This is a genomic window from Shouchella shacheensis (assembly GCF_001484965.1).
Classification (GTDB): domain Bacteria; phylum Bacillota; class Bacilli; order Bacillales; family Bacillaceae_D; genus Shouchella; species Shouchella shacheensis.
This window is the reverse complement of sequence record NZ_KQ947393.1, coordinates 450,319-470,948: the sequence shown is the minus strand read 5'-3', so window position 1 is coordinate 470,948 and position 20,630 is coordinate 450,319. Positions and strand designations below refer to the sequence as shown.

The 20,630-nt window shown below is 47.9% G+C and carries 17 protein-coding genes, 16 tRNA genes and 2 riboswitches; of the genes, 28 read left to right on the top strand and 5 right to left on the bottom strand.

What is annotated here, in order from left to right:
• Positions 1–49: 49 nt before the first annotated feature.
• From AVZ68_RS02255 to AVZ68_RS02175, 17 genes are all read left to right on the top strand, one after another.
• Positions 50–143, top strand: a tRNA-Ser gene (locus tag AVZ68_RS02255).
• Between the two features lie 39 nt (positions 144–182).
• Positions 183–257 (top strand) — tRNA-Glu (locus tag AVZ68_RS02250).
• 2 nt (positions 258–259) lie between these two features.
• Positions 260–335: transfer RNA gene (locus tag AVZ68_RS02245), tRNA-Val, on the top strand.
• Between the two features lie 170 nt (positions 336–505).
• Positions 506–582: transfer RNA gene (locus AVZ68_RS02240), tRNA-Met, on the top strand.
• A 63-nt stretch (positions 583–645) separates the two neighbouring features.
• Positions 646–722, top strand: a tRNA-Asp gene (locus tag AVZ68_RS02235).
• A gap of 30 nt (positions 723–752) precedes the next feature.
• Positions 753–828: transfer RNA gene (locus AVZ68_RS02230), tRNA-Phe, on the top strand.
• A 3-nt stretch (positions 829–831) separates the two neighbouring features.
• Positions 832–907: transfer RNA gene (locus tag AVZ68_RS02225), tRNA-Thr, on the top strand.
• A gap of 70 nt (positions 908–977) precedes the next feature.
• Positions 978–1,062: transfer RNA gene (locus tag AVZ68_RS02220), tRNA-Tyr, on the top strand.
• 5 nt (positions 1,063–1,067) lie between these two features.
• A tRNA-Trp gene (locus tag AVZ68_RS02215) sits at positions 1,068–1,141 on the top strand.
• 28 nt (positions 1,142–1,169) lie between these two features.
• Positions 1,170–1,242, top strand: a tRNA-His gene (locus AVZ68_RS02210).
• Positions 1,243–1,249: 7 nt separating this feature from the next.
• A tRNA-Gln gene (locus tag AVZ68_RS02205) sits at positions 1,250–1,324 on the top strand.
• A 5-nt stretch (positions 1,325–1,329) separates the two neighbouring features.
• A tRNA-Gly gene (locus AVZ68_RS02200) sits at positions 1,330–1,401 on the top strand.
• Positions 1,402–1,413: 12 nt separating this feature from the next.
• A tRNA-Cys gene (locus AVZ68_RS02195) sits at positions 1,414–1,487 on the top strand.
• 19 nt (positions 1,488–1,506) lie between these two features.
• Positions 1,507–1,592: transfer RNA gene (locus AVZ68_RS02190), tRNA-Leu, on the top strand.
• A gap of 16 nt (positions 1,593–1,608) precedes the next feature.
• Positions 1,609–1,685 (top strand) — tRNA-Arg (locus tag AVZ68_RS02185).
• A 3-nt stretch (positions 1,686–1,688) separates the two neighbouring features.
• Positions 1,689–1,769 (top strand) — tRNA-Leu (locus AVZ68_RS02180).
• A gap of 247 nt (positions 1,770–2,016) precedes the next feature.
• Positions 2,017–2,340, top strand: a complete 324-nt coding sequence (locus tag AVZ68_RS02175) for a hypothetical protein (protein ID WP_059102886.1) — start codon at positions 2,017–2,019, stop codon at positions 2,338–2,340.
• A gap of 167 nt (positions 2,341–2,507) precedes the next feature.
• Here AVZ68_RS02175 and AVZ68_RS02170 read toward each other — a convergent pair whose 3' ends face one another.
• Both AVZ68_RS02170 and AVZ68_RS02165 read right to left on the bottom strand, forming a co-directional pair.
• Complete coding sequence (locus tag AVZ68_RS02170; RefSeq protein ID WP_245628038.1) at positions 2,508–5,291, bottom strand: 5'-nucleotidase C-terminal domain-containing protein; 2,784 nt, start codon at positions 5,289–5,291, stop codon at positions 2,508–2,510.
• Between the two features lie 246 nt (positions 5,292–5,537).
• A complete protein-coding gene (locus tag AVZ68_RS02165) occupies positions 5,538–6,557 on the bottom strand; it encodes an SEC-C metal-binding domain-containing protein (protein ID WP_059102885.1) in 1,020 nt (339 codons plus the stop codon).
• A gap of 135 nt (positions 6,558–6,692) precedes the next feature.
• Between AVZ68_RS02165 and AVZ68_RS02160 the strand changes: the two genes are divergently transcribed.
• From AVZ68_RS02160 to AVZ68_RS02120, 9 genes are all read left to right on the top strand, one after another.
• Positions 6,693–7,310: a flavodoxin family protein gene (locus AVZ68_RS02160; RefSeq protein WP_059102884.1), complete on the top strand. Its 618-nt coding sequence runs from the start codon at positions 6,693–6,695 to the stop codon at positions 7,308–7,310.
• A gap of 178 nt (positions 7,311–7,488) precedes the next feature.
• A riboswitch (SAM riboswitch) is annotated at positions 7,489–7,592 on the top strand.
• A 307-nt stretch (positions 7,593–7,899) separates the two neighbouring features.
• Positions 7,900–8,044, top strand: a riboswitch (cobalamin riboswitch).
• 163 nt (positions 8,045–8,207) lie between these two features.
• Positions 8,208–10,499, top strand: coding sequence for a 5-methyltetrahydropteroyltriglutamate--homocysteine S-methyltransferase (gene metE, locus AVZ68_RS02155; RefSeq protein WP_059102883.1), 2,292 nt, complete (start codon positions 8,208–8,210; stop codon positions 10,497–10,499).
• Positions 10,500–10,602: 103 nt separating this feature from the next.
• Positions 10,603–12,012, top strand: a complete 1,410-nt coding sequence (locus tag AVZ68_RS02150; protein ID WP_059102882.1) for an NAD-dependent succinate-semialdehyde dehydrogenase — start codon at positions 10,603–10,605, stop codon at positions 12,010–12,012.
• 193 nt (positions 12,013–12,205) lie between these two features.
• Positions 12,206–13,135 carry an ABC transporter ATP-binding protein gene (locus AVZ68_RS02145; RefSeq protein WP_059102881.1) on the top strand — a complete coding sequence of 310 codons (930 nt, stop codon included), beginning with the start codon at positions 12,206–12,208 and terminating at the stop codon, positions 13,133–13,135.
• Positions 13,132–13,890 carry an ABC transporter permease gene (locus AVZ68_RS02140; protein ID WP_059102880.1) on the top strand — a complete coding sequence of 253 codons (759 nt, stop codon included), beginning with the start codon at positions 13,132–13,134 and terminating at the stop codon, positions 13,888–13,890. The genes AVZ68_RS02145 and AVZ68_RS02140 overlap by 4 nt, the downstream gene beginning before the upstream one ends.
• 78 nt (positions 13,891–13,968) lie before the next feature.
• A complete protein-coding gene (locus AVZ68_RS02135; protein ID WP_059102879.1) occupies positions 13,969–14,343 on the top strand; it encodes a GntR family transcriptional regulator in 375 nt (124 codons plus the stop codon).
• Positions 14,340–15,038: an ATP-binding cassette domain-containing protein gene (locus AVZ68_RS02130; protein WP_059102878.1), complete on the top strand. Its 699-nt coding sequence runs from the start codon at positions 14,340–14,342 to the stop codon at positions 15,036–15,038. Before AVZ68_RS02135 ends, AVZ68_RS02130 begins: the two co-directional genes overlap by 4 nt.
• On the top strand, positions 15,035–15,793 hold the full coding sequence (locus AVZ68_RS02125) for a hypothetical protein (protein WP_059102877.1): 759 nt from the start codon (positions 15,035–15,037) through the stop codon (positions 15,791–15,793). Before AVZ68_RS02130 ends, AVZ68_RS02125 begins: the two co-directional genes overlap by 4 nt.
• Before the next feature lie 71 nt (positions 15,794–15,864).
• Positions 15,865–16,914, top strand: a complete 1,050-nt coding sequence (locus AVZ68_RS02120; protein WP_059102930.1) for a M42 family metallopeptidase — start codon at positions 15,865–15,867, stop codon at positions 16,912–16,914.
• Positions 16,915–17,050: 136 nt separating this feature from the next.
• Here the strand turns inward: AVZ68_RS02120 and AVZ68_RS02115 are convergent, their stop codons facing one another.
• A complete protein-coding gene (locus tag AVZ68_RS02115) occupies positions 17,051–17,512 on the bottom strand; it encodes a Dps family protein (protein WP_059102876.1) in 462 nt (153 codons plus the stop codon).
• Between the two features lie 58 nt (positions 17,513–17,570).
• Positions 17,571–18,200: a hypothetical protein gene (locus AVZ68_RS02110; protein ID WP_059102875.1), complete on the bottom strand. Its 630-nt coding sequence runs from the start codon at positions 18,198–18,200 to the stop codon at positions 17,571–17,573.
• Between the two features lie 99 nt (positions 18,201–18,299).
• On the opposite strand from AVZ68_RS02110, the gene queG reads away from it, so the two are divergent.
• Together queG and AVZ68_RS02100 are read left to right on the top strand one after the other, a co-directional pair.
• A complete protein-coding gene (queG, locus tag AVZ68_RS02105) occupies positions 18,300–19,430 on the top strand; it encodes a tRNA epoxyqueuosine(34) reductase QueG (RefSeq protein ID WP_059102929.1) in 1,131 nt (376 codons plus the stop codon).
• 75 nt (positions 19,431–19,505) lie between these two features.
• Positions 19,506–20,027, top strand: a complete 522-nt coding sequence (locus AVZ68_RS02100) for a methylated-DNA--[protein]-cysteine S-methyltransferase (protein ID WP_059102874.1) — start codon at positions 19,506–19,508, stop codon at positions 20,025–20,027.
• Between the two features lie 100 nt (positions 20,028–20,127).
• On the opposite strand, the gene AVZ68_RS02095 is transcribed toward AVZ68_RS02100, so the two are convergent.
• Complete coding sequence (locus AVZ68_RS02095; RefSeq protein WP_059102873.1) at positions 20,128–20,595, bottom strand: GNAT family N-acetyltransferase; 468 nt, start codon at positions 20,593–20,595, stop codon at positions 20,128–20,130.
• Positions 20,596–20,630: the final 35 nt, after the last annotated feature.

Below are 20,630 nucleotides of genomic sequence, written 5' to 3'. Positions count from 1 at the left end.
GCTGTTAACCGATCGGTCGCAGGTTCGAATCCTGCCTGTGGAGCCATTTGGAGAGCTGTCCGAGCTGGCCGAAGGAGCACGATTGGAAATCGTGTAGGCGGTGTAGAACCGTCTCGAGGGTTCGAATCCCTCGCTCTCCGCCAGATTATATTTTATACATAGCATAGTAAACAGAACGTAAAGGCCCGTTGGTCAAGCGGTTAAGACACCGCCCTTTCACGGCGGTAACACGGGTTCGAATCCCGTACGGGTCACCATTGGAGGATTAGCTCAGCTGGGAGAGCACCTGCCTTACAAGCAGGGGGTCGGCGGTTCGATCCCGTCATCCTCCACCATGATCACATAAGTCAGTACATGACATAACGTTGCGGGATGGAGCAACGAGCGAAGCTTCCCCGAAAAGGCTACGAGTTGTTTCGATGGTACGCTACGAAGCGATACTGGCAGAGGAAGAAACAGTCCTTGTTCAATGTAAGCAAGCACACGCTAATTTCATTTATAACAGCGCGGGATGGAGCAGTCTGGTAGCTCGTCGGGCTCATAACCCGAAGGTCGGCGGTTCAAATCCGTCTCCCGCAACCAATTCATGTTGTAGTAACAGTGTTTTAAGCTACAAAATGGATACTTCCTTTAATTCTATGAAATGGTCCGGTAGTTCAGTTGGTTAGAATGCCTGCCTGTCACGCAGGAGGTCGCGGGTTCGAGTCCCGTCCGGACCGCCATTATCTTTTTACAAGTAAAAGTGTTCATGAGGCTCGGTAGCTCAGTCGGTAGAGCAACGGACTGAAAATCCGTGTGTCGGCGGTTCGATTCCGTCCCGAGCCACCATATGCCGGTCTAGCTCAATTGGTAGAGCAACTGACTTGTAATCAGTAGGTTGGGGGTTCAAGTCCTCTGGCCGGCACCATCTTTACAATTAGTCTAAAGTATTGACTTCAGGCTTGAAATTGTATAAGATAAGTATTGTAATTTTTCGTGGAGGGGTAGCGAAGTGGCTAAACGCGGCGGACTGTAAATCCGCTCCCTCCGGGTTCGGCGGTTCGAATCCGTCCCCCTCCACCATCTTTAGGGGTATAGTTTAAAGGTAGAACAGAGGTCTCCAAAACCTCCGGTGTGGGTTCGATTCCTACTACCCCTGCCAATTTTTAATTTCTCATATAAGCAATATGGCGATCGTGGCGAAGTGGTTAACGCACCTGATTGTGGTTCAGGCATTCGTGGGTTCGATTCCCATCGGTCGCCCTTTCGGTGGGCTATAGCCAAGCGGTAAGGCAACGGATTTTGATTCCGTCATGCGCTGGTTCGAATCCAGCTAGCCCAGCCATCCTTGCGGGAGTAGTTCAGTGGTAGAACACCACCTTGCCAAGGTGGGGGTCGCGGGTTCGAATCCCGTCTCCCGCTTTTTCGTTTCTAGGCGGCATAGCCAAGTGGTAAGGCACGGGTCTGCAAAACCCTTATCCCCGGTTCGAGTCCGGGTGCCGCCTCCATTATTAAGTTTTTTCAGATGCCGGGGTGGTGGAATTGGCAGACACACAGGACTTAAAATCCTGCGATAGGTAACTATCGTACCGGTTCAAGTCCGGTCCTCGGCACTACAAAAAATAACTTGCGCCCGTAGCTCAATTGGATAGAGCGTCTGACTACGGATCAGAAGGTTAGGGGTTCGACTCCTCTCGGGCGCGCCATATGCCGGTGTGGCGGAATTGGCAGACGCGCACGACTCAAAATCGTGTTCCTCTGGAGTGCCGGTTCGACCCCGGCCACCGGTATTCTAAAAGCATAAAATGGCGTCCTTAAGCTAAGGGCGCCATTTTGCGTTCTAATGGTGCAAAACTCAATTTTGAAGCACTTTGCCAAGGAGCTTATATACGTACAGTAAAATCACAGACGTTACTAGCAGAACGGCCCACCGGTAAGCGCACGTCAGTAACGGACGAAAAGGCATCCTCTAGAAATCCCTCTCATTTCAGCGTATACTATAGTAAATAGCTTTTTTGAGAACTGGAGGAAAAAGAAATGACTGATTATGCCGATCATAACGAGGGTGTGATCGATGTAGATCGAAAAAAAACGACGGTGGCACAGAGAATCGCTCGCATTGTTTTCATCGTCGTTGGCGTAGCTGGGATATTCGTTTCTATCTCTTTTGCTGCACTAATGAGTGATATGATTTCCGGAATGCTCTTGTTGATGATCTCTGTCGGCTGCCTTGGTTTTGCCATGGTTAATTTTCAGAAGGTAGGGTGTCCTCACTGTGGGCAGGAGGTGACGATTCATAAGCTAAATCATGACTTTGAATGCAAGCACTGCCATAAACCGACGGCCATTAACTGGAAGTAAGCAGAAAAGCGACACGCTATCCGTAGCGTGTCGCTTTAGTTGTCTAGCTCCGGAGGGTAGAAGCGTCGAGATTTTTCGCCCCTGATAACGAAATCCAAACTCGGGATTTCTAGTCTAGGCCTTTCAAAAATAGCGTTACTGTACGACCAGCCTATGCTTTTTGGACTTTACTCTTCGATCTGCTTCCAAACATCCCACTGGCCGGAATCGTTAGGATCATCGCCTTGGGTCCACCACTTGGCTTCAAAGCTGTGTCCCTCGTGTTCCACCCGGTCGCCAGCGACGTAGATGTCAGAACTGGACCAAGTAGGGTAGCTGTCGCCCTCCTCTTCATCCAAACAGTCTTCGGCAAGTTTCCAAACATCCCACCGACTGGAATCGTTTGGATTTTCGCCTTGGGTCCACCACTTGGCTTCAAAGGTTTGTCCCTCGTGTTTTACACGATCACCACCGACGTAGACCTCAGAGCTGGACCAGGCGCCATGCACGCATGCTTCATCCGGCTCCTCCGAATCATCGATAAATTCATAAGCTGTAGGACTTCTAATTCCTGGTGTAGAAAAATACGTCTCGAGCGAGCCTGTAATCGCTACATGTTCACCGAGGTTCTCAGGGTGCTGGACGAGGTTTAGCCCGTTACGTACCGGTGTGTTGTTCACGAGTTGAATCGGTAGCATGTTCTCGCGATCTGTCTCCTCTGGTGAGTCAGCGAGCAAAAGATTGGACGGGGCATGAGAGCCTTCGCCAAGGACAGGTTGGTTGTTGTTAATTGAACCAACAATGTAGCCGCTGACGGTGGCGCTGCCGCTGTTATTTGCGATTGCTTCCGCTACGCTAATTCTTCCCGTTGGATCAGGGTCCACTTCTTGACCGTCAATTGTAATCCGACTTCCGTTGCTATAATTGATCGGTTCCTCTTGGGTCTGCACATAGTCAACGACCGATTGCCAAACAGGTCCAAGCTCATCGCCGGTTGCATCACCCAAGTGGTAAAAGCTGTTTCCGTGCATGTAGTCATTATAAGAAACTGTATAGCTAGTTTCTGGATCAAGAGGCTCTCCGTTCTCAAGCAAGATTTCTGCTTCGCTGAAGCCGCCGCTTCCTTCATGAGGAATAAGCGTGTAGGTGATACCGGAAGCCTGCACGTCCACACCATTGTGGTAGTTGGCTTGTTCTAATATGACATCACGCAGGCGCTCTCCCGTTGTTTCTACTTGCACAATCGTGTTGCCAAAGCTATCAAGAGATTCAATTTGCTCGTCTGTAATGGGCCCTGGAGGGATTTGACCTGTGATCGATGATCCGTTTAAGATAGCGATGTCGCTCTCTGTTTTCGCACGAATTGAGTCTGTGTATAAATTGCCAAGACCAACATCGTGTGCGTGTTTATTGGCTGAGTAGAGACCGGTTTCCGTTGAGCCGATTGTCTCTCCAGGAAGCGGACCGGATGGGTCAACGGTGACTTGAATGCGGTTTTCTGACGTGTAGTCAAGGTCCTTTCCTTCTTCGGTTAATTTTTGGGCGTACTGTGTCATGGCCTCGGTCATGAGACCAATCGTTTCAGAGACCACTGTGCCTTCAAAATTGTAGCCTGAGCCGCCTGTGCCAATGTAATCTGCAACAGCCACAGTGTATAGGCCGTCTGGATCAAGGGCTTCTCCGTCTTGGGTTAGCTTGACTTCCTGCAAGCTGCCCGTCATTCCTGTGACGATTTCATACTCCATGCCAGAGACTTGTAAGTCAATTTGATTGCGGTTGTTACGAGAGTACGAGTAGTCCAATACGTCAGCAATCGCTTCACCTGTCATTTCAATCAGCATGATTTCATTGGCAAAGGGTTCAATTTGGTAAATTTCATTAAGCGTGACATCTCCAGCTGGAATGCTGTCGCGAATACCCCCATTGTTCGTAAAGGCAACATCTGCCTCGCCGAAATCACGCATCGCATCCGTCCAGAAATTACCAAGAGGAGCGTCGCCATTGTAGCGCCCGTCTCGGGAAAGGCCGGTAGTGGAATAGCCAATCACTTCACCGAGAAGCTCGTCCATTTCTTCATTGTACCCATCAATCACTGCCTGGACGTCTTCATCAACGTCCTCGAGTGCAGAGACAGGTTGAAGTCCTCCAGAGACACTCGTCACTTCATCTGTACCCGCATTGTACGTCAGTTCAAGCTCCCCAACGTTGTCTAGACTTGATCCAGCTTGCACAATCGGTGTGCCATTGACCACTGCCGGCTCGCTGAGCGTTGTATGGGAATGTCCACCGATAATAACATCGAAATATTCCACTTCCTCTGCCAAGCGCTGATCAGGGCCATGGCCAATATGTGTAAGCGCCACAATCACGTCAGCCTGCTCTTCTAACTCATCTTGATATTCCAGGGCTGTGCTTACATAGTCCGCATCAAATTCCATGCCGACCGTGTTTCCTGGAGCTGTGGCTGGTGGGGCCTGTGTAATGCCAAGAACGCCAACAGAGAGCCCATTGGCGTCAAGAATGACGTATGGGTCGGGCTCAGTAACCTCGCTCGAGCCAGTACTCATATTGGCACCGAGCCAAGGGAATTCCGAGGATTCCATGTTTTCTTGCAGGTAGTCTTGTCCGTAGTCAAATTCATGGTTCCCAATGGTAAAGGCGTCAATTCCAGCCAAGTTAAATACGTCAATCATTGGTTTGCCGTAGTTTAAATCTACAACTGGATTCCCGCTCGCGAAATCGCCAGCATCCATATAGAGAAAATGCTCGGATGTTTCGCGTACCTCAGTGATATACGCAGAGACTTTTCCAAAATCATCAAAGGCTGCGTGGATATCATTTGTGTGTAGAATGTTTAACGTTGTCTCATCCGTTTCAGCGTGTGCTTCCTGTGCAAAACCAGTCGTGAACAGTATAAGAATCATGGAGAGAAAAGCAGTAAGATGCAGGCTCGTTTCCTTGGGTTTGTTCACAAAAATGCCTCCTTTAAAAAATAGTCAAATACGTATTCTCGCCTCCTTTTCATAAAGAATACCAAAAACCATGCATTCTCTATGTCGAATTTACAAAAAAATAATAAATCTATGAGGAATCACGTAGAAAGGGCTAGAGTATTTTCAATCTTTGTTTCTAGTAATGGGGAAAAAGAATGAAGGTGAATCCTCACAAGGTAGCCTACAAACAAAAACAAGCCAGCATTTAAATGCTGGCTTGTTTGCTCACCCTTGTAGCACGGCCTCTTTTTGAAGAGCTGTTTGTATTTCGGTTGAACGGGTGGATATGGTAGACGTGCTGACGCCGTATTTCTTTGCAAGAGCTTTTTGTGTAGCCTGAACCGGGGCAATGGTCTGCAAGTAGTACTCCAAAGCAGCGGCGAAAACTTCAGGCTTACGAATAGCTGGGGTTTTTTGCTCACAAAAACGGTGCCACTCTTGTAGAGCGAGCGATATGAGCTCCGGAGGGGTTTGATCCACCCTGAGACCGTCCATTAGCAGCTGGGCGGTTTTTTTCTCTTTGTCGTCCTTCCAGTTGAAAGAGTCCAAATCTAGCTCTGCTTGCTCGGACTCATCAAGAAGAGAAGAGAGCAGCTGAGGCCATTGTTTTGTTGAAAGCGAACGGCTATGTGCCTGGAAGGCCTCGATTTTTTGCATTAATTCAACCGTCTTTTCTGGACTAAAGCTAATTATCGGTCCGATAAAACTCATATAGTAATCCGACTGAGCTGGGAAACCAATGATCAAACTACCTGGTTGCACCGTTTCGATGTGCTCTGCTGGAATGGTATGGGTCAGCGTTTCCTGACTATGTATATGTTCGCTCGTACAAACGGACCCATTGACATGCTTAGCTTTAAGCAGCGCGGGGGTTGTCTCACGCCAAGACTCGACAATTTCAATTGTTCGTGGGCGCTTTAGTTTTCCAAGCTTGCTATCAAGAAATAAGTCAAAAATCGTTTTCTCATCGTCGCCAATCGGTTTTGTGAAAATAAGCCAGACGAGAAGCATGCTTGAAATTGTCTCTGTTACTTCTTCTCGCGCATCTGGGTAGACATGGTGATAGCTGCGTATCCATGTTGAAAGTTCTTCTTTATAGCGCGTAAAGGCCATATAGAGCATTTCGGATTTCAACTGATTAAGCTCATCTTTCAAAGCATGATTCACATTGCTGACATTAGTCATGCAGCATTTTTTGTATTTTTTTCCACTTCCACATGAACAAGGGTCGTTGCGTTTTCTCATGAAAAAAAGCCTCCTCTTACGGTCTATCCCTTAGTTTATCAAATTCAGTGGTGCTGTACAGGTGTAGATGATGTTTATCTCACAGGAAAAACGGTAAAAGGAATAAGGAGGTCGGTTCTTTATGAGGAGGGGACGATGAAGCAACATGCGGTTTTCTTAAATTGTTCTTTAAAGAGTAGCGAAGAATTGTCGAACACACAGGCCTTGATGGATGAGGTGGCGCAAAGGTTTGAGCGCCGTCAGATCACTTGTGAGCATGTTCGTATCGTTGATTACCAGGTGGGCTACGGCATTACAGATAACGCTGGTCCTGAAGACGAATGGCCAAAGATTATTGAAAAGCTCAAGGATGCGGACATCGTCATTATCGGCACTCCGATTTGGCTTGGGGAGAAATCGAGCGTGTCCAAAAAAGTGTTGGAGCGCATGGACGGTTCTCAGGAAATAACCAATAAGGAAGGCCAACCGTTTTTCTACAATAAAGTGGCAGGTGTGGTCGTCACCGGGAATGAAGACGGGGCGAAGAATGCAATCTCTTCCATCCTGTTTGGGCTCTCCTATTTGGGCTACACCGTCCCTCCGGAATCCTATACGTACTGGCTTGGGGAAGCTGGACCGGGGCCTTCTTTTATCGAAGCCGAAGGACATCAGCATGCGTTCACAATGAATCAGGTTAAAAAGATGGTCCACAATCTTAGCTATTTTGCTAGTCTGCACGCAGAACATAAAATTCCACCCACCGAGAACGAATAACACAAAGCCCATGTCTTTTCTGCAAAGGCACGGGCTTTGTATTGTGATCAACTGGAGGGTTATACTACTTAAAAAAGTGCGGATACTTTTCGAATCTTATCGAATGAAGAAATTTTGTTTTGACAACTGGCTATAGCCGTGCTAAAGTTAAGCCAACTTCAAACTTTATATCGATTGACTCTTATAATGAGAAGCGGAGGGACTGGCCCGGTGAAGCTTCAGCAACCATTCATTCGTGAAAAGGTGCTAAATCCAGCAAAGTATAACTTTGGGAGATAAGGGGATTGTGATTCAAGATTACAAGCCTCTTACATTTGTGAGAGGCTTTTGTTGTCTAGCTCCGGCGGGTAGGAGCGTCGAGATTTTTCGCCCCGATAACGAAATCCAAGACCGGGATTTCGTTTATCGGGTCTCCAAAATTCTCGCTCCTGTTCGACCCGCCTGCGCTTTTCGGTGTTGTCTAGCTCTGGCGGGTAGAAACTCGGGATTTTTCAGTCCTTCCCCTGAAATCCAAGATCGGGATTTCAAGTGCAGGCCTTCCAAAATCCTCGTTTCTTGGCGACCCGCCTGCGCTTTTCAGAAATAATTTCATAGCACATAGAGTCTGGGTGCAGAGTGTATGTATTTGCTCTGCTTAAAAGGGAAGCTGGTGAAATTCCAGCACGGTCCCGCCACTGTGAAGAGAGCGCCCTGCGCCCTCAAGTCAGATTACCTGCCTTGACTTTCGCTTTAATCTCTACGTGGATATAGAGAGGAGTGGATCATTCATGCAAAAAGGCGCGTTGTATCTCGACACGGGCTAATATGCGCTTGTATTGTCCCCCTCTTTTTTAATAAAGAGGGGGATTTTTAGCTTCATGTTGGGGTGTTAGAAACAAATAAAAGGAGTGGGGAAAGATGTCGAAGGTACAAAGTTCAACGCTCGGCTATCCGCGCATTGGGGAAAAACGAGAATGGAAGAAAGCGCTAGAAGCGTACTGGGGAGATAAGGTATCACAAGAGGAGTTAGAAGTTGAATTAAAGCAGATTCGCCTTACGAATTTAAAAAAGCAGCAGGAAGCAGGACTTTCGCTTATTCCCGTAGGAGATTTTAGCTTATACGATCACGTCCTCGACACAGCGGTATCCTTTGGCCTGGTGCCGGAGCGATTTGCTTATGACGGCGGACCGGTGCCGCTGGACACGTATTTTGCGATCGCACGCGGAACGAACGAGGCCGTTGCTTCAGAAATGACGAAATGGTACAACACGAATTATCATTATATTGTGCCAGAACTTGATAGCCGAAAACCCGAGCTCGTCGAAAACCGCGTGCTTGCCCTTTATAAAGAAGCGCGAGAAGAGCTTGGCATTGAGGCAAAGCCTGTTCTTTTAGGACCGGTGAGTTTTGTAAAACTATCAAAGAATTACGGAAATAAAACGCTTGCGGAGCATGTGCAGCAGCTTCTTCCGCTTTATGCACAAGTGCTTAAAGAGCTTGAGGAAGCAGGAGCAAGCTGGGTACAAATCGATGAACCGTTTCTAAATGGAGATGTAGCAAAGAGTGATATTGAATTGCTTCAGGAGGCCTATGCCTTCTTAGGTCAGGAAGCCCCTGTCTTGAACATTCTTTTGCAAACCTACTTTGAGGCGGTCGATCACTACGAACAAGTGGTGGATCTGCCAGTGCAAGGCATTGGACTTGATTTCGTACACGGGGGAGAGGCGACGCTTCGCCAGTTACAGGAAAAAGGGTTTCCGGATGGCAAAGTGCTGGCTGCGGGAATCATTGATGGGCGCAACATCTGGCGCGCGGACTTGAAGGGAGTCCAAGCATTGACCAGTGCGATTGGCAAGATCGTGCCAAACGACCGTCTGATTCTTCAGCCTTCCTGCAGCTTGCTTCACGTTCCTGTAACCGTGAAGACCGAGCAAAAACTGCCTGATGTTCTAGCGGCTGGAGTGGCTTTTGCCGATGAAAAACTCGCTGAAATTGTCACCCTCACGAAGGTTTTAAACAGGGATGCTGATGAGCGCACGCTTGAGGAAAGCAGAAGAGCCGTTGAGGCACTGAATGCATCCGAGAGCCGCAACAATCCCACCGTTCAACGAGAACTCGCTGAAACTGAGGGCGAAAACACAAGCCGAACGGTCGCTGCCAAAGAACGGTATCGTCGCCAACAGGAGGCCCTTGGTTTGCCGCTTTTGCCAACAACGACGATCGGCAGTTTTCCGCAAACCAAGGAAGTACGCAAGCAGCGTCTCGACTGGCGCCGCGGCAACCTTTCCAATGAGAATTACGACGCTTTCATTCGCAAGGAGATTGATAAATGGATCGACATTCAAGAAGACATTGGGCTCGATGTTCTTGTCCACGGCGAATTTGAGCGCACAGATATGGTGGAATTTTTCGGTGAAAAGCTGGACGGCTTTCAGTTTACCACCTTTGGCTGGGTGCAGTCCTACGGTTCCCGCTGCGTGAAGCCACCGATTATCTTTGGGGACGTTTCCTTTGCCGAGACGATGACGGTGAAAGAAACACACTACGCCCAATCGAAAACGAAGAAACCTGTAAAAGGAATGTTGACAGGTCCAGTGACGATTTACAACTGGTCGTTCCCACGCGTAGACATTTCCGAATCAAACGTTGTTAACCAAATCGCGCTCGCACTGCGTAAAGAAGTACAGGCACTTGAGGAAGCAGGCATTTCGGTGATCCAAGTGGATGAACCGGCGCTGCGGGAAGGACTTCCATTGAAACGGGAAAAGTGGGAGCAGTACCTAGAGCAGTCGGTCACAGGGTTCAAGCTTTCCGTTAATAAAGTGCATACGGAGACGCAAATTCATACCCATATGTGCTATTCGGATTTTGAGGATATTATCGCAGCGATTGATGCCCTCGATGCCGATGTGATTTCCATTGAAATGTCGCGGAGCCATGGAGAGTTGATTTCCTCGTTTGAGGACTTTACGTACAACAAGGGCATAGGGCTTGGTGTCTATGATATTCATAGCCCACGCGTTCCAGCGAAGGAGGAGATTAGCCGCAATATCGACCGCGCCCTTAGCGTGTTGGATAAAGAGCTTTTCTGGATCAATCCTGACTGTGGACTTAAGACGCGTCAAGAGCCAGAAACGGTTGCCGCTCTTAAGGTCATGGTTGACGCTGCGGAGGACGCACGCAAACGCCAGCTAAGTGAAGTAAAATAAAGAGCAGAGAGCCGGCCGATGGGGTCGGCTCTTGTTGCAATGTTTCAATCCGCTTGATTGGTGGAATAGGTAAGAAGTGATCGTGACGAAAGGGGTTTAATTGATGAATATGTTGATAAACGGCGAATGGACAGGCAAAGAACTGGAGCAAATCGATGTGATCAACCCGGCGACAGGGGATGTCATAGATACCATTCCAAAAGGAGGCGCAAAAGAGGCGGAGACAGCCGCAACTGCTGCGTATGAGGCGTTCCAGTCGTGGTCCCAACTCACTGCGCCTGAACGGAGTGCCAAGCTTGAGAAATGGTTTGAGCTCATCAACGAACATCATGAAGAGCTCGCGCAAATCATGACAAAAGAACAGGGGAAACCCATTAAAGAAGCGCGTGGGGAAATTACTTATGCCAATTCCTTCATCAAGTGGTATGCCGAAGAAGGCAAGCGCGTGTACGGCGAGACGATTCCAGCTTCAGACCCAGGTAAACGCTTGTTTGTCACGAAGCAGCCCGTGGGTGTTGTGGCAGCGATTACGCCGTGGAACTTTCCTGCGGCCATGATTACGAGGAAAGTGGCTCCTGCACTGGCCGTTGGCTGCACCACCCTCATAAAACCGGCGACACAAACGCCGCTAACGGCTCTTAAGTTGGCAGAGTTAGCGGAAGAAGCCGGAATTCCAAAAGGCGTCATTAATGTGATTCCTGGCTCTTCAAGTGAGATCTCAGAAGCGTGGCAAAAAGACAAGCGCGTCCGTAAGCTAACATTCACAGGTTCCACAGAAGTTGGAAAGTTGCTTATGAGCGGGGCGTCTGAGACGGTAAAAAAAATCTCACTAGAATTAGGTGGTCATGCACCACTCGTTGTCCTCGAAGATGCAGACATTGACAATGCCGTGGAGCAAGCAGTGGCTTCTAAGTTCCGTAACGGCGGGCAAACATGTGTCTGCGCCAACCGAATTTATGTGGCCGAGTCGATTGAAGAAGAATTTACGCATAAATTCAAGAAGGCCGTTGAAGAATTAAGTGTTGGCAACGGACTTAACGATAACACCGACATTGGACCGATGATCGATAAAGACGCCGTCGATAAAGTTCTGTCCCATATTGAAGATGCGAAGAAGCAAGGCGCTAAGGTTGTGACAGGCGGCACGAAGTCCGATGATCTCTTCCTCACGCCGACCGTGATTAGCGGCGTAACCGAAGAGATGGCGTGCATGAATGAAGAAACGTTTGGCCCGCTTGCACCAATCTCCACGTTCAAAACCGAGGAAGAAGCAATTGAGCGTGCGAACGATACGATTTATGGCTTGGCCGCGTATTTGTTCACGAGGGATGTGTCAAAAGCGATTCGACTGAGCGAACAGTTAGAGTACGGCATCGTCGGACTCAACGATGGCGGTCCTTCGGCAGCCCAAGCACCGTTCGGCGGCTGGAAGCAGAGCGGCATTGGTCGCGAAGGAGGTCACCACGGTTTGGATGAATTCCTTGAAACGAAATATATCTCGCTTAAGCTTTAATGGAGAGAAGAGCCCGCAGCACTTAGATAAGTGTTGTGGGTTTTTTAATATAACTGCTTGCGTTCTCTTTTGACCTAGTGTACTATTTAACTAGAACACAAACATATTGAGTAAAACGAAAATCATCTTGTTACTCTCTATCTCGTAGTTTTCTGTAGGAATCATTAATTGAACTTAAAGGAGTGGTGAGAAAATGGAACATACGGTCCAACCCCTTATTATTGAGAAACTGAACAAGACACTAGGGAAGGCGCACATCATCAAAGATATGTCATTTGCTCTGGAAAGAGGGAGAATTTACGGGTTTCTCGGTCCCAACGGGTCTGGGAAAACAACAACGATTCGCATGATCGTCTCGCTGATTCAGCCAGATTCAGGCGATGTTCTTATTGAAGGAAAGAGCGTTCGCACAGACCGCGAACAGGCGCTCCGACATATCGGAGCGATTGTCGAAGATCCTGATTTGTACCCTTACTTAACAGGAAAACAGAACTTGATACATTTTGCAGGGATGAGCGCTCAGTCTATATCAGCCTCTCGCATTGAGGAGGTTGTCAAACTTGTTGAGCTTGAGCACGCCATTAATAAAAAGGTGAAGGCTTATTCCCTTGGAATGAAGCAGCGTCTAGGAATTGCTGTATCCCTTTTGCACAGCCCTTCCGTCCTTATTCTTGATGAGCCGACAAATGGACTTGATCCAAAAGGAATTCGTGAACTAAGGGACTATTTAAAGCGCCTAGCGAAGGAAGACGGGGTGACGCTTCTTGTCTCAAGTCATCAGCTTAGCGAAGTAGAAACGCTTTGTGACCGGGCAGTGATTATAAAGGCGGGTCAAGTCGTTGATGAAGTAAGTATGGAAACTAGCGCAACCAACGTTAGCGATGTCACCGTATTGATTGAGGCGAAGCCGCAGGCAAAAGCGATTCAGATTCTCTCCAATTACGGACCAGTCAAAGAAACAAAAGCTGGGATTGAAGTCGGTAAGCAGTCTCACGATACCATTCCAGCCTTAATAAAAGCGCTTGTGGATCAGGACGTTGCTGTGTTCTCTAGCACTTACAAGCGAAAATTGGAAGATGCGTACTTTTTACTAACGGAAGAAGAGGGAGGCGAAGCATCGTGATTGCACTTATTAAAAATGAATGGATGAAAGCTTGGCACGGACGAAAGGTTTGGGTATTCATGCTAGTAATGGCCTCATTCATTCTTCTCGGGCTTGCAGGTGCCTTCTTTATCCAGGCGAACACGGAAGAGGCGCTGACGTCCGCGGAATTCGCTGAGTTGGGGACCGGCGTGCTGACCACATTTGTCAATTTGTACGCGGTAATTTTAATAACGGGTGCGCTTGCTGGAGAATATGCGACAGGTACCATAAAGCAGCTACTCATTCGTCCAGTGTCGAGATCAAAAGTTTTATTTGCCAAGTGGATGGGCAATATGCTGTTTGGTGTAGTCTTGTTTGCTCTAGTTGCGGCCGGCACATTTACTGTTGGATGGGCGTTTTTTTCAACAGAGCAACCGATAGTTGAGACACTATCTGCCCTCGGAGAAATGACCCTTTATATGCTGCCAACACTTATTTTTTACATGAGCTTGGCTACGCTGATTGCGGTTCTGACGAAAAGCACCGCGCTGACGATCCTGATTACCTTTTTGCCGTACTTTTTTGCATCTGTTTTGCAAATGCTCATTATGCAATACGAGTGGGCAAAGTGGGTGGTCTTTACGCATGTGGATGTCTATTCCAACTATCACCTAGAAGGCATCATGGAGCCGCCTTTTGAGAACGTGTGGTTATCACTTGGATTTATCAGCCTTCATGTAGCCGCATTTCTCATTGTGGCTCATATTGTCTTTAAAAAGCGGGATGTCTTATAAGAACAGGTGCCGAGCGCGACTTGGGAGCGCTTGGCATCTGCCGGTTCGTCTGGCTGTATGAAGAAAGGGGAAAGCCCTATGAGCGGGAATTTCGACGCTTCCAAAGCGATCTATGTTCAGATTGCTGATTATTACTATCAAAAAATATGCAGCGGTGAGCTTGCTCCTGGTGAAAAACTGCCATCTGTTCGGGAGACGGCCCAGCGGCTGCAAGTCAATCCGAATACAGCCTCTCGATCCTACCTTGAGATGGATCGGGATGGAGTGACGTTTTCAAAAAGGGGGCAGGGGACCTTCGTGACAACGGATGTTCAAACCATTAAGAAGTTAAAGCAATCGCTAGCGAGCGAGCAAATGTCGGCGCTGATTGCCTATTTGAAAAAGTTAGGATACTCCAATGAGGAGATGGTGGAAGAGCTCAAGCACGCGTTATGGGAGGAGAGGGAGGATTGAACACGATAAAGACAGTTGGACTAGAGAAGAAGTATGGACGGAAGCACGTATTCACTGAGCTTAATATGGATCTAGCGGGGAACCGGTTTGTCGTTTTGCTTGGGGCGAACGGTATTGGGAAGACAACGTTTTTAAAGCTGTGCGCTGGTCTAGCTCCTTATCACGCAGGCAAGCTATCGGTAAATGGCAAAAGCGAAAGGAGCGACTTGACTAATGAAGTGGCGTACGTATCTGAAGAAAGTCATTTTGACGCTTTCCTAACGGTGCAAGAGGTCATGGACGTTCATGCGCGTCAATTTCGTGGGTTTCAGCGTGAGCGCGCAGACGAAATGGTTCATAGAGTGGAGCTACCGACTCAGACAAAAATGCGCGCTCTTTCCCGGGGACAGCGGCACCTGCTTGCCATGATCATCGCGATTGCTAAGCCGCATCCTATGATTGTCGCTGATGAGATGTTAGCAAATCTTGATACCGCCAAAAAGCAAGCGCTTCTCTCCATTCTTACGGACGTTGTGATGGATGAAGGACGGATGATCGTTATGGCGACCCATGCCTACGAAGACGTGGAAATGCTGGCCGACGGGGCTGTTTTCCTGAAGCAAGAGGAGGTGCTTGTGATTTCAGATTTGGAAGAATGGCGCATGCAGCATGGATCTTCTCTGAAAGGACTTTTTGACGAGGTGGGTCGCGTATGAACATGTTTCTACACTTGCTAAGGCGCGATTTACGGATTCTTTTGCCTCTAAACATTCTCTTTGCGGGGCTTTTAATTGCTCTTTATATGGTGATGGGTATTGCATTTATTCGTGTTAGTCAACCATTGACAATTCCGCAGACATCGACCTTTGTTTTTCTTCTTTTTGTACTTTTATTTCTTAGCTTCTTCGCGATTAGTGTGGAAGTCGTCTGGAAGGAGTGGCGTCAGGGCACCGCGCATTTTTGGTATACGCTGCCGCACTCGCTGCATCTTAAGCTATTCAGCAAAATAGTCTCAGTATGGCTGTGGTCGTACATCCAGTTCGGAGTCGCTGGTGTTAGTTTCTTTTGGCTACTGAACGTCACCGCTGAGCAAGAGTTCTTGGAGTTGTTTTTGGGAAGCTTTAATGGCCTTCAAGAATATGTAGGGGAGTTTGTTCTTTTTTCTGTTGTCACTCCGCTGGTCAGCATTATTGGCGTGATCCTGATGGCTTTTCTTTTTCTAGGGATGAAAGGTTGGAAACGCTTTGCAAGTGTGGTGGTTTTGTTTGCTTTTGGCTTGGTGCTCTACCCTTATATCCAGGGAAAGTTACAGGGGCCGGCAGCGGAAGAGATGGTGGCCGAGACGGATTCCTTTAGCTTTACGCTGTTTTTTGACATCCTATCAGTGACACAGTTTTACGGAGATGCCTTGATGACACTCCTTTTGTACGGCGGCACATGGTACTTTTGCCGAAAAAAAATAGAACTATAGCCCTCATTTGTCTTTTCTCGCTTAAGCCCGTATCATTAAACAGAGACATCAAATGAGAGTGAGGGCGTATGATGAACGATCAAGCACTATCAAGCACCATTCAATTGTTAAAAGAGCTTGTGGAGAGACCAAGCCCATCAGGGTTTACCACAGACATCATGAATTATGTAGAAGATGTATTAAAGCAGGCAGGAGTGACGTTCGATCGCAGCAATAAAGGGGCAGTTATTGCCACGCTGAAAGGCGAAGATGAGGCCAAGCAGCGAATGCTTACGGCTCATGTCGATACGCTTGGTGCGATGGTGAAAGAAATAAAGCCAAGTGGACGGCTACGCCTCGACTTAATTGGAGGATTTGCCTACCACTCGATTGAGGGCGAGTACTGTGTGATACATAAAGCGGATGGTGGAACGGTGTCAGGAACCATTGTCATGCACCAATCATCGGTTCATGTGTACAAGAACGCAAAGACGGCCGAGCGCAATCAGCAGAACATGGAAGTGCGTGTGGATGCCAACGTGAACTCGGTCGATGAGACACGAGCACTTGGTATTGAAGTGGGAGACATTGTTAGCTTTGATCCTCGCTTTCAGCAGACGGAAAGCGGCTATATTAAATCCCGTCATCTCGACGATAAAGCAAGCGTTGCGTTACTGCTGCAGCTGATGAAGACGATACAAGAAGAGGGCACGGTCCTCCCGCATACGACCCACGTTCTGATTTCTAATAATGAAGAAATTGGGTATGGCGGCAATTCCAATATCCCGCCTGAAGTTGTCGAATACCTCGCCGTTGATATGGGCGCGATCGGGGATGGACAGCAAACGGACGAATTTTCCGCCTCTATTTGTGTGAAGGATGCTAGCGGTCCGTATCACTACGGGCTGCGCCAGCACTTTGTAAACCTTTGTGAGACGAATAATATCGACTACAAGCTAGACATTTACCCGTACTACGGCTCGGATGCTTCCGCTGCCATTAAAGCAGGTCATGACATTGTTCACGGGTTGATTGGTCCGGGAATTGAAGGCTCGCACTCCATGGAGCGCACACATACCTCCTCGCTCGCGCATACGTACCGTTTGATTGATGCGTACGTGCGCTCGGGGATGGTTCATTAGAAAGATCCGAAAAGCGCAGGCGGGTTGCCCAGAAACGCGGATTTTGGAAGGCCTACTACTCGTAATCCTGATTCTGTGGCTTCTACCCGCCGAGCTAGAAAAAAGCTGTCCTCTGAGGACAGCTTTTTTCATTACATTAACCGCGCACGTTCGCTGATTCTTTAACAAATGAACGAAGCATCCAGTTGTGCTTTTCAATTGATTCTTTAATACCGATAAGCATATCTTCTGTTGCATCATCGCCGAGAGAGCCGCTTGCATCAATGCCTGTTTTTAGCTCGTCGGAAAGTTTATCAAAGTCTTGGACGAGATCTTTAACCATTTCATCCGCAGAAAGCGTTTTGTCGCCTTCTTTGATGCTGGATAGCTGTAAGTACTCATCCATTGTCGCTACAGGCTGACCTTTGATGGAAAGAAGTCGTTCTGCGATCTCATCCATCGTGGTTGCCACTTCTTCGTAGAGCTCTTCGAATTTTACGTGGAGCGTAAAGAAGTGTGGTCCTTTCACATACCAATGATAGTTGTGAAGCTTTACATAGAGAACGTTCCAGTTTGCGACCTGTTTGTTAAGTATAGTTTGCAGTTTTTCTTGTGCCATGATGGTTTCCTCCTCTAGAAATAAGCATGTGTTTGTACTATTCCCCCTCTGCCCAGAACTAAACCTCTTTTCTTACAGGAAGAACAGAAATCGTGTACGTACCGCCGTGAATATGCGTGAACATCTTGCCCGCAGCCTGAAGGAGCTCCTTTCCTTCCTCTGCTTCAGAAGAGGGGGGCAAGTAGAAAACGTGAAGCCCTTCGGTTGTCTGGTCGGTGGCGCTTGTGCGACGCGCTCCTGCTGTAGGCGAAGAAACAAGGCCCTTCTCATCGTATAAAACGGGGAGGTGGGCGCTACGTAGTCCTTCAATCGCTTCATTATAACCAGAAATTCTCACAGCATAGGAAGAGGCAAGAGCTTGCGCATCATGGAAAGTAATCGGAAGCTCATACTGCATCATGAAAAATCGGGTCACGTCTGTAGAAGAATCAACGGATGAATAAAATGTTCCCGCTTGAATTCGAGCAAAAACATCTTCGTGCAAAAGGGGAGGGTTTGTGTCATTGGAGGAGAAGAAACCCTGCCATTCCTTGATCCCCTTTATATCTGTAAACGCCTTATCAACAAGCTCGAAATGAAGCATTTCCTGAAAAAAGTGCAGGCGTCCTTTTAGCATTTGAGTTGATGGACCAATTTCGATATCATGGTAGTGGATCATCCCAATTTGAAGTACGGATGTAGATGTCATAGCTAGCCCCCGGCTTAAGGTAATGATCTTAGTATGTACGCTTCGGACAAGGGAGTCAAAAAAATGAAGCGTGCAGAAATAGAAAGGTTGAGTTCGGGCATGACAAACGCCCAGTTAAAAGAAAAGCTCATTGCATATAGTAAGGAAATAGGGATTGATAAAATTGGATTTGCTTCGAGCGATCCGTTTCTTTCATTAAAAGACCGGCTCGAAACTCAGCAAGAGCTCGGCTATGCTTCGGGCTTCGAGCATCGAAATATTGAAGAGCGTGTACACCCCAAGACCCATTTACCGGAGGCAAGGTCGATTATTTCCATTGCGATGGCGTACCCAACCCGGATGAAACATCCGCCGAAAAGTACAAAAGAGGAACGAAGAGGAATGTTTTCACGTTCTTCTTGGGGGAAGGACTATCATCATGTCTTAAATGATCGGTTAAACAAACTGATTGCTTTTCTTAAGCAAGAGGTTCCAGAGGCTAAGACGAAGGCGATGGTGGATACGGGCGCGCTTTCCGATCGAGCCGTTGCTGAGCGAGCGGGCATTGGGTGGAGCGGCAAAAATACGTTCATCATTACTCCAGAGTTTGGGAGCTTTGTTTATCTTGGCGATTTGATTACGTCGATTCCGTTTGAACCTGATGAGCCGCTTACCGACTTATGCGGATCATGCACAAAATGCATAGATGCCTGTCCGACAGGTGCTCTGGAGCAAGCGGGACAGCTTAATGCGCAGAAATGCTTATCCTTTTTAACGCAAACGAAGGGGTTCCTGGATGATGAGTATCGCGAGAAGATCGGCAACCACCTCTACGGCTGGGATACGTGCCAGCTTGTTTGTCCTTATAACAAAGGAGTGGATTTTCATTCCCACACGGAAATGGAGCCAGATCCAGAAGTGGCAAAACCGAAGCTCTTACCCCTGTTAACGATGAGCAATCGAGAATTCAAGGACCGATTTGGTGACATTGCCGGGGCCTGGCGTGGGAAAAAGCCAATTCAGCGCAATGCCATTATTGCCCTCGCGCACTTTCGTGACCAGTCAGCGCTGCCCACTCTAACCGAGCTGTTAAAAAACGACCCCAGACCGGTGATCAGAGGAACGGCCGCTTGGGCTATTGGCAAAATTGGGGAGAAGGAGAGCGAAGAGGCTGTACTTCTTTCGGCAAAAAAAGAGGAAAAAGACGAAGATGTCTTGAATGAGATAAATAAAGGATTGGATTTGCTATAATGAATGGTTATGTTAGAGTAGCCGCTTCAGGTTGTCTCGGCTAGAATCGATAAAAGACAGAAAGAAGGGATTGGCATGAGCGCGCGACCAAGTTTTTTTGTCAGTGAAACGGAAAGTCCACTTGGGACGTTAACGATCGTCACAACGGAACGAGGCATCTGCCATCTTCACTTTGGACCAATCAACGAAGCGAGCTTAAACGCGAAGCTAAAGAAAATGGGATTAAAACCGGACTGGACGTACTGTACGGAAAGGACCTCTCTAGCCTGCAAACAGCTACACGAATATTTTAATGGTACACGTTCACAGTTTGATATCGACATTGACCTGCATGGCTCGCCTTTTCAAAAGAAGGTCTGGGAGGCGCTTCGGCAGATTGAATACGGCGAAACCCGTTCTTATAAAGAAATCGCGCAAGAAATCGGTGCCCCAAAAGCTGTAAGAGCCGTTGGGGGTGCCAATAACCGCAACCCCATCCCGATCATCATCCCCTGCCATCGAGTGATTGGCTCAAACGGAGCAATGGTCGGTTACGGTGGCGGGGTAAAGAAGAAAGAACTTCTCCTCAACCTGGAAGGATGCAAACAAATTTCTTAGCTTGATAACGACAGTGGGTGGAGACGTCGCCATGGTTTGTTGTATCTTGCGTAGCCTCCACCAGTTTCAATACAAAGAAAAAAGCTGAGCTACTTGCCATTCACATGCATAGCTCAGCTTCTTTCTGTTCAAGAGGTTTGTATAAGGTGTAAAGGCCAGTCTCTTCGGTAGGAAGACAGCTCACTTGAAAGCCAAGCCGCTCGTAGTAGTGGAGGTTTTGCTCACGGGCGAGACAGCTAAGTGTTTGCAGTCCTTGAGTCTTTGCATCTTCAGCCAGCCATAGGAGCATTATCTTGCCAAGACCTTTGCGTTGATGATCTGGATGTACAGAGAAGCGGGAAAAGAAACAGTCATTTCCCACTTCTGTATAAAAACTCATGGCAACTGGTTGCCCCGCCTCTGAAACGATAAGGGCTTTTAAGCCTCTACGTAATTGTTGCTTAATGGAAAGCAGTGAGTCGTTAAGCGCAGCAGCAGGGGTGGCATCATGCTCGAAGCGTTTAAATGCCGATTGCATCAATTCATACAGCAACATCGCATCTGAACTCTTAGCGTGACGAATATCCAAAAGGCGAGACCTCCAAAAAAAGCGTTTGATTAATT

Coding starts and splice junctions, on each gene's coding strand:
- AVZ68_RS02100 (WP_059102874.1), top strand. CDS start 19,506: ATGAGCGCGCGACCAAGTTTTTTTGTCAGTGAAACGGAAAGTCCACTT.
- AVZ68_RS02135 (WP_059102879.1), top strand. CDS start 13,969: ATGAGCGGGAATTTCGACGCTTCCAAAGCGATCTATGTTCAGATTGCT.
- AVZ68_RS02115 (WP_059102876.1), bottom strand. CDS start 17,512: ATGGCACAAGAAAAACTGCAAACTATACTTAACAAACAGGTCGCAAAC.
- AVZ68_RS02120 (WP_059102930.1), top strand. CDS start 15,865: ATGAACGATCAAGCACTATCAAGCACCATTCAATTGTTAAAAGAGCTT.
- AVZ68_RS02145 (WP_059102881.1), top strand. CDS start 12,206: ATGGAACATACGGTCCAACCCCTTATTATTGAGAAACTGAACAAGACA.
- metE (WP_059102883.1), top strand. CDS start 8,208: ATGTCGAAGGTACAAAGTTCAACGCTCGGCTATCCGCGCATTGGGGAA.
- AVZ68_RS02175 (WP_059102886.1), top strand. CDS start 2,017: ATGACTGATTATGCCGATCATAACGAGGGTGTGATCGATGTAGATCGA.
- queG (WP_059102929.1), top strand. CDS start 18,300: ATGACAAACGCCCAGTTAAAAGAAAAGCTCATTGCATATAGTAAGGAA.
- AVZ68_RS02160 (WP_059102884.1), top strand. CDS start 6,693: ATGAAGCAACATGCGGTTTTCTTAAATTGTTCTTTAAAGAGTAGCGAA.
- AVZ68_RS02110 (WP_059102875.1), bottom strand. CDS start 18,200: ATGACATCTACATCCGTACTTCAAATTGGGATGATCCACTACCATGAT.
- AVZ68_RS02150 (WP_059102882.1), top strand. CDS start 10,603: ATGAATATGTTGATAAACGGCGAATGGACAGGCAAAGAACTGGAGCAA.
- AVZ68_RS02125 (WP_059102877.1), top strand. CDS start 15,035: ATGAACATGTTTCTACACTTGCTAAGGCGCGATTTACGGATTCTTTTG.
- AVZ68_RS02165 (WP_059102885.1), bottom strand. CDS start 6,557: ATGAGAAAACGCAACGACCCTTGTTCATGTGGAAGTGGAAAAAAATAC.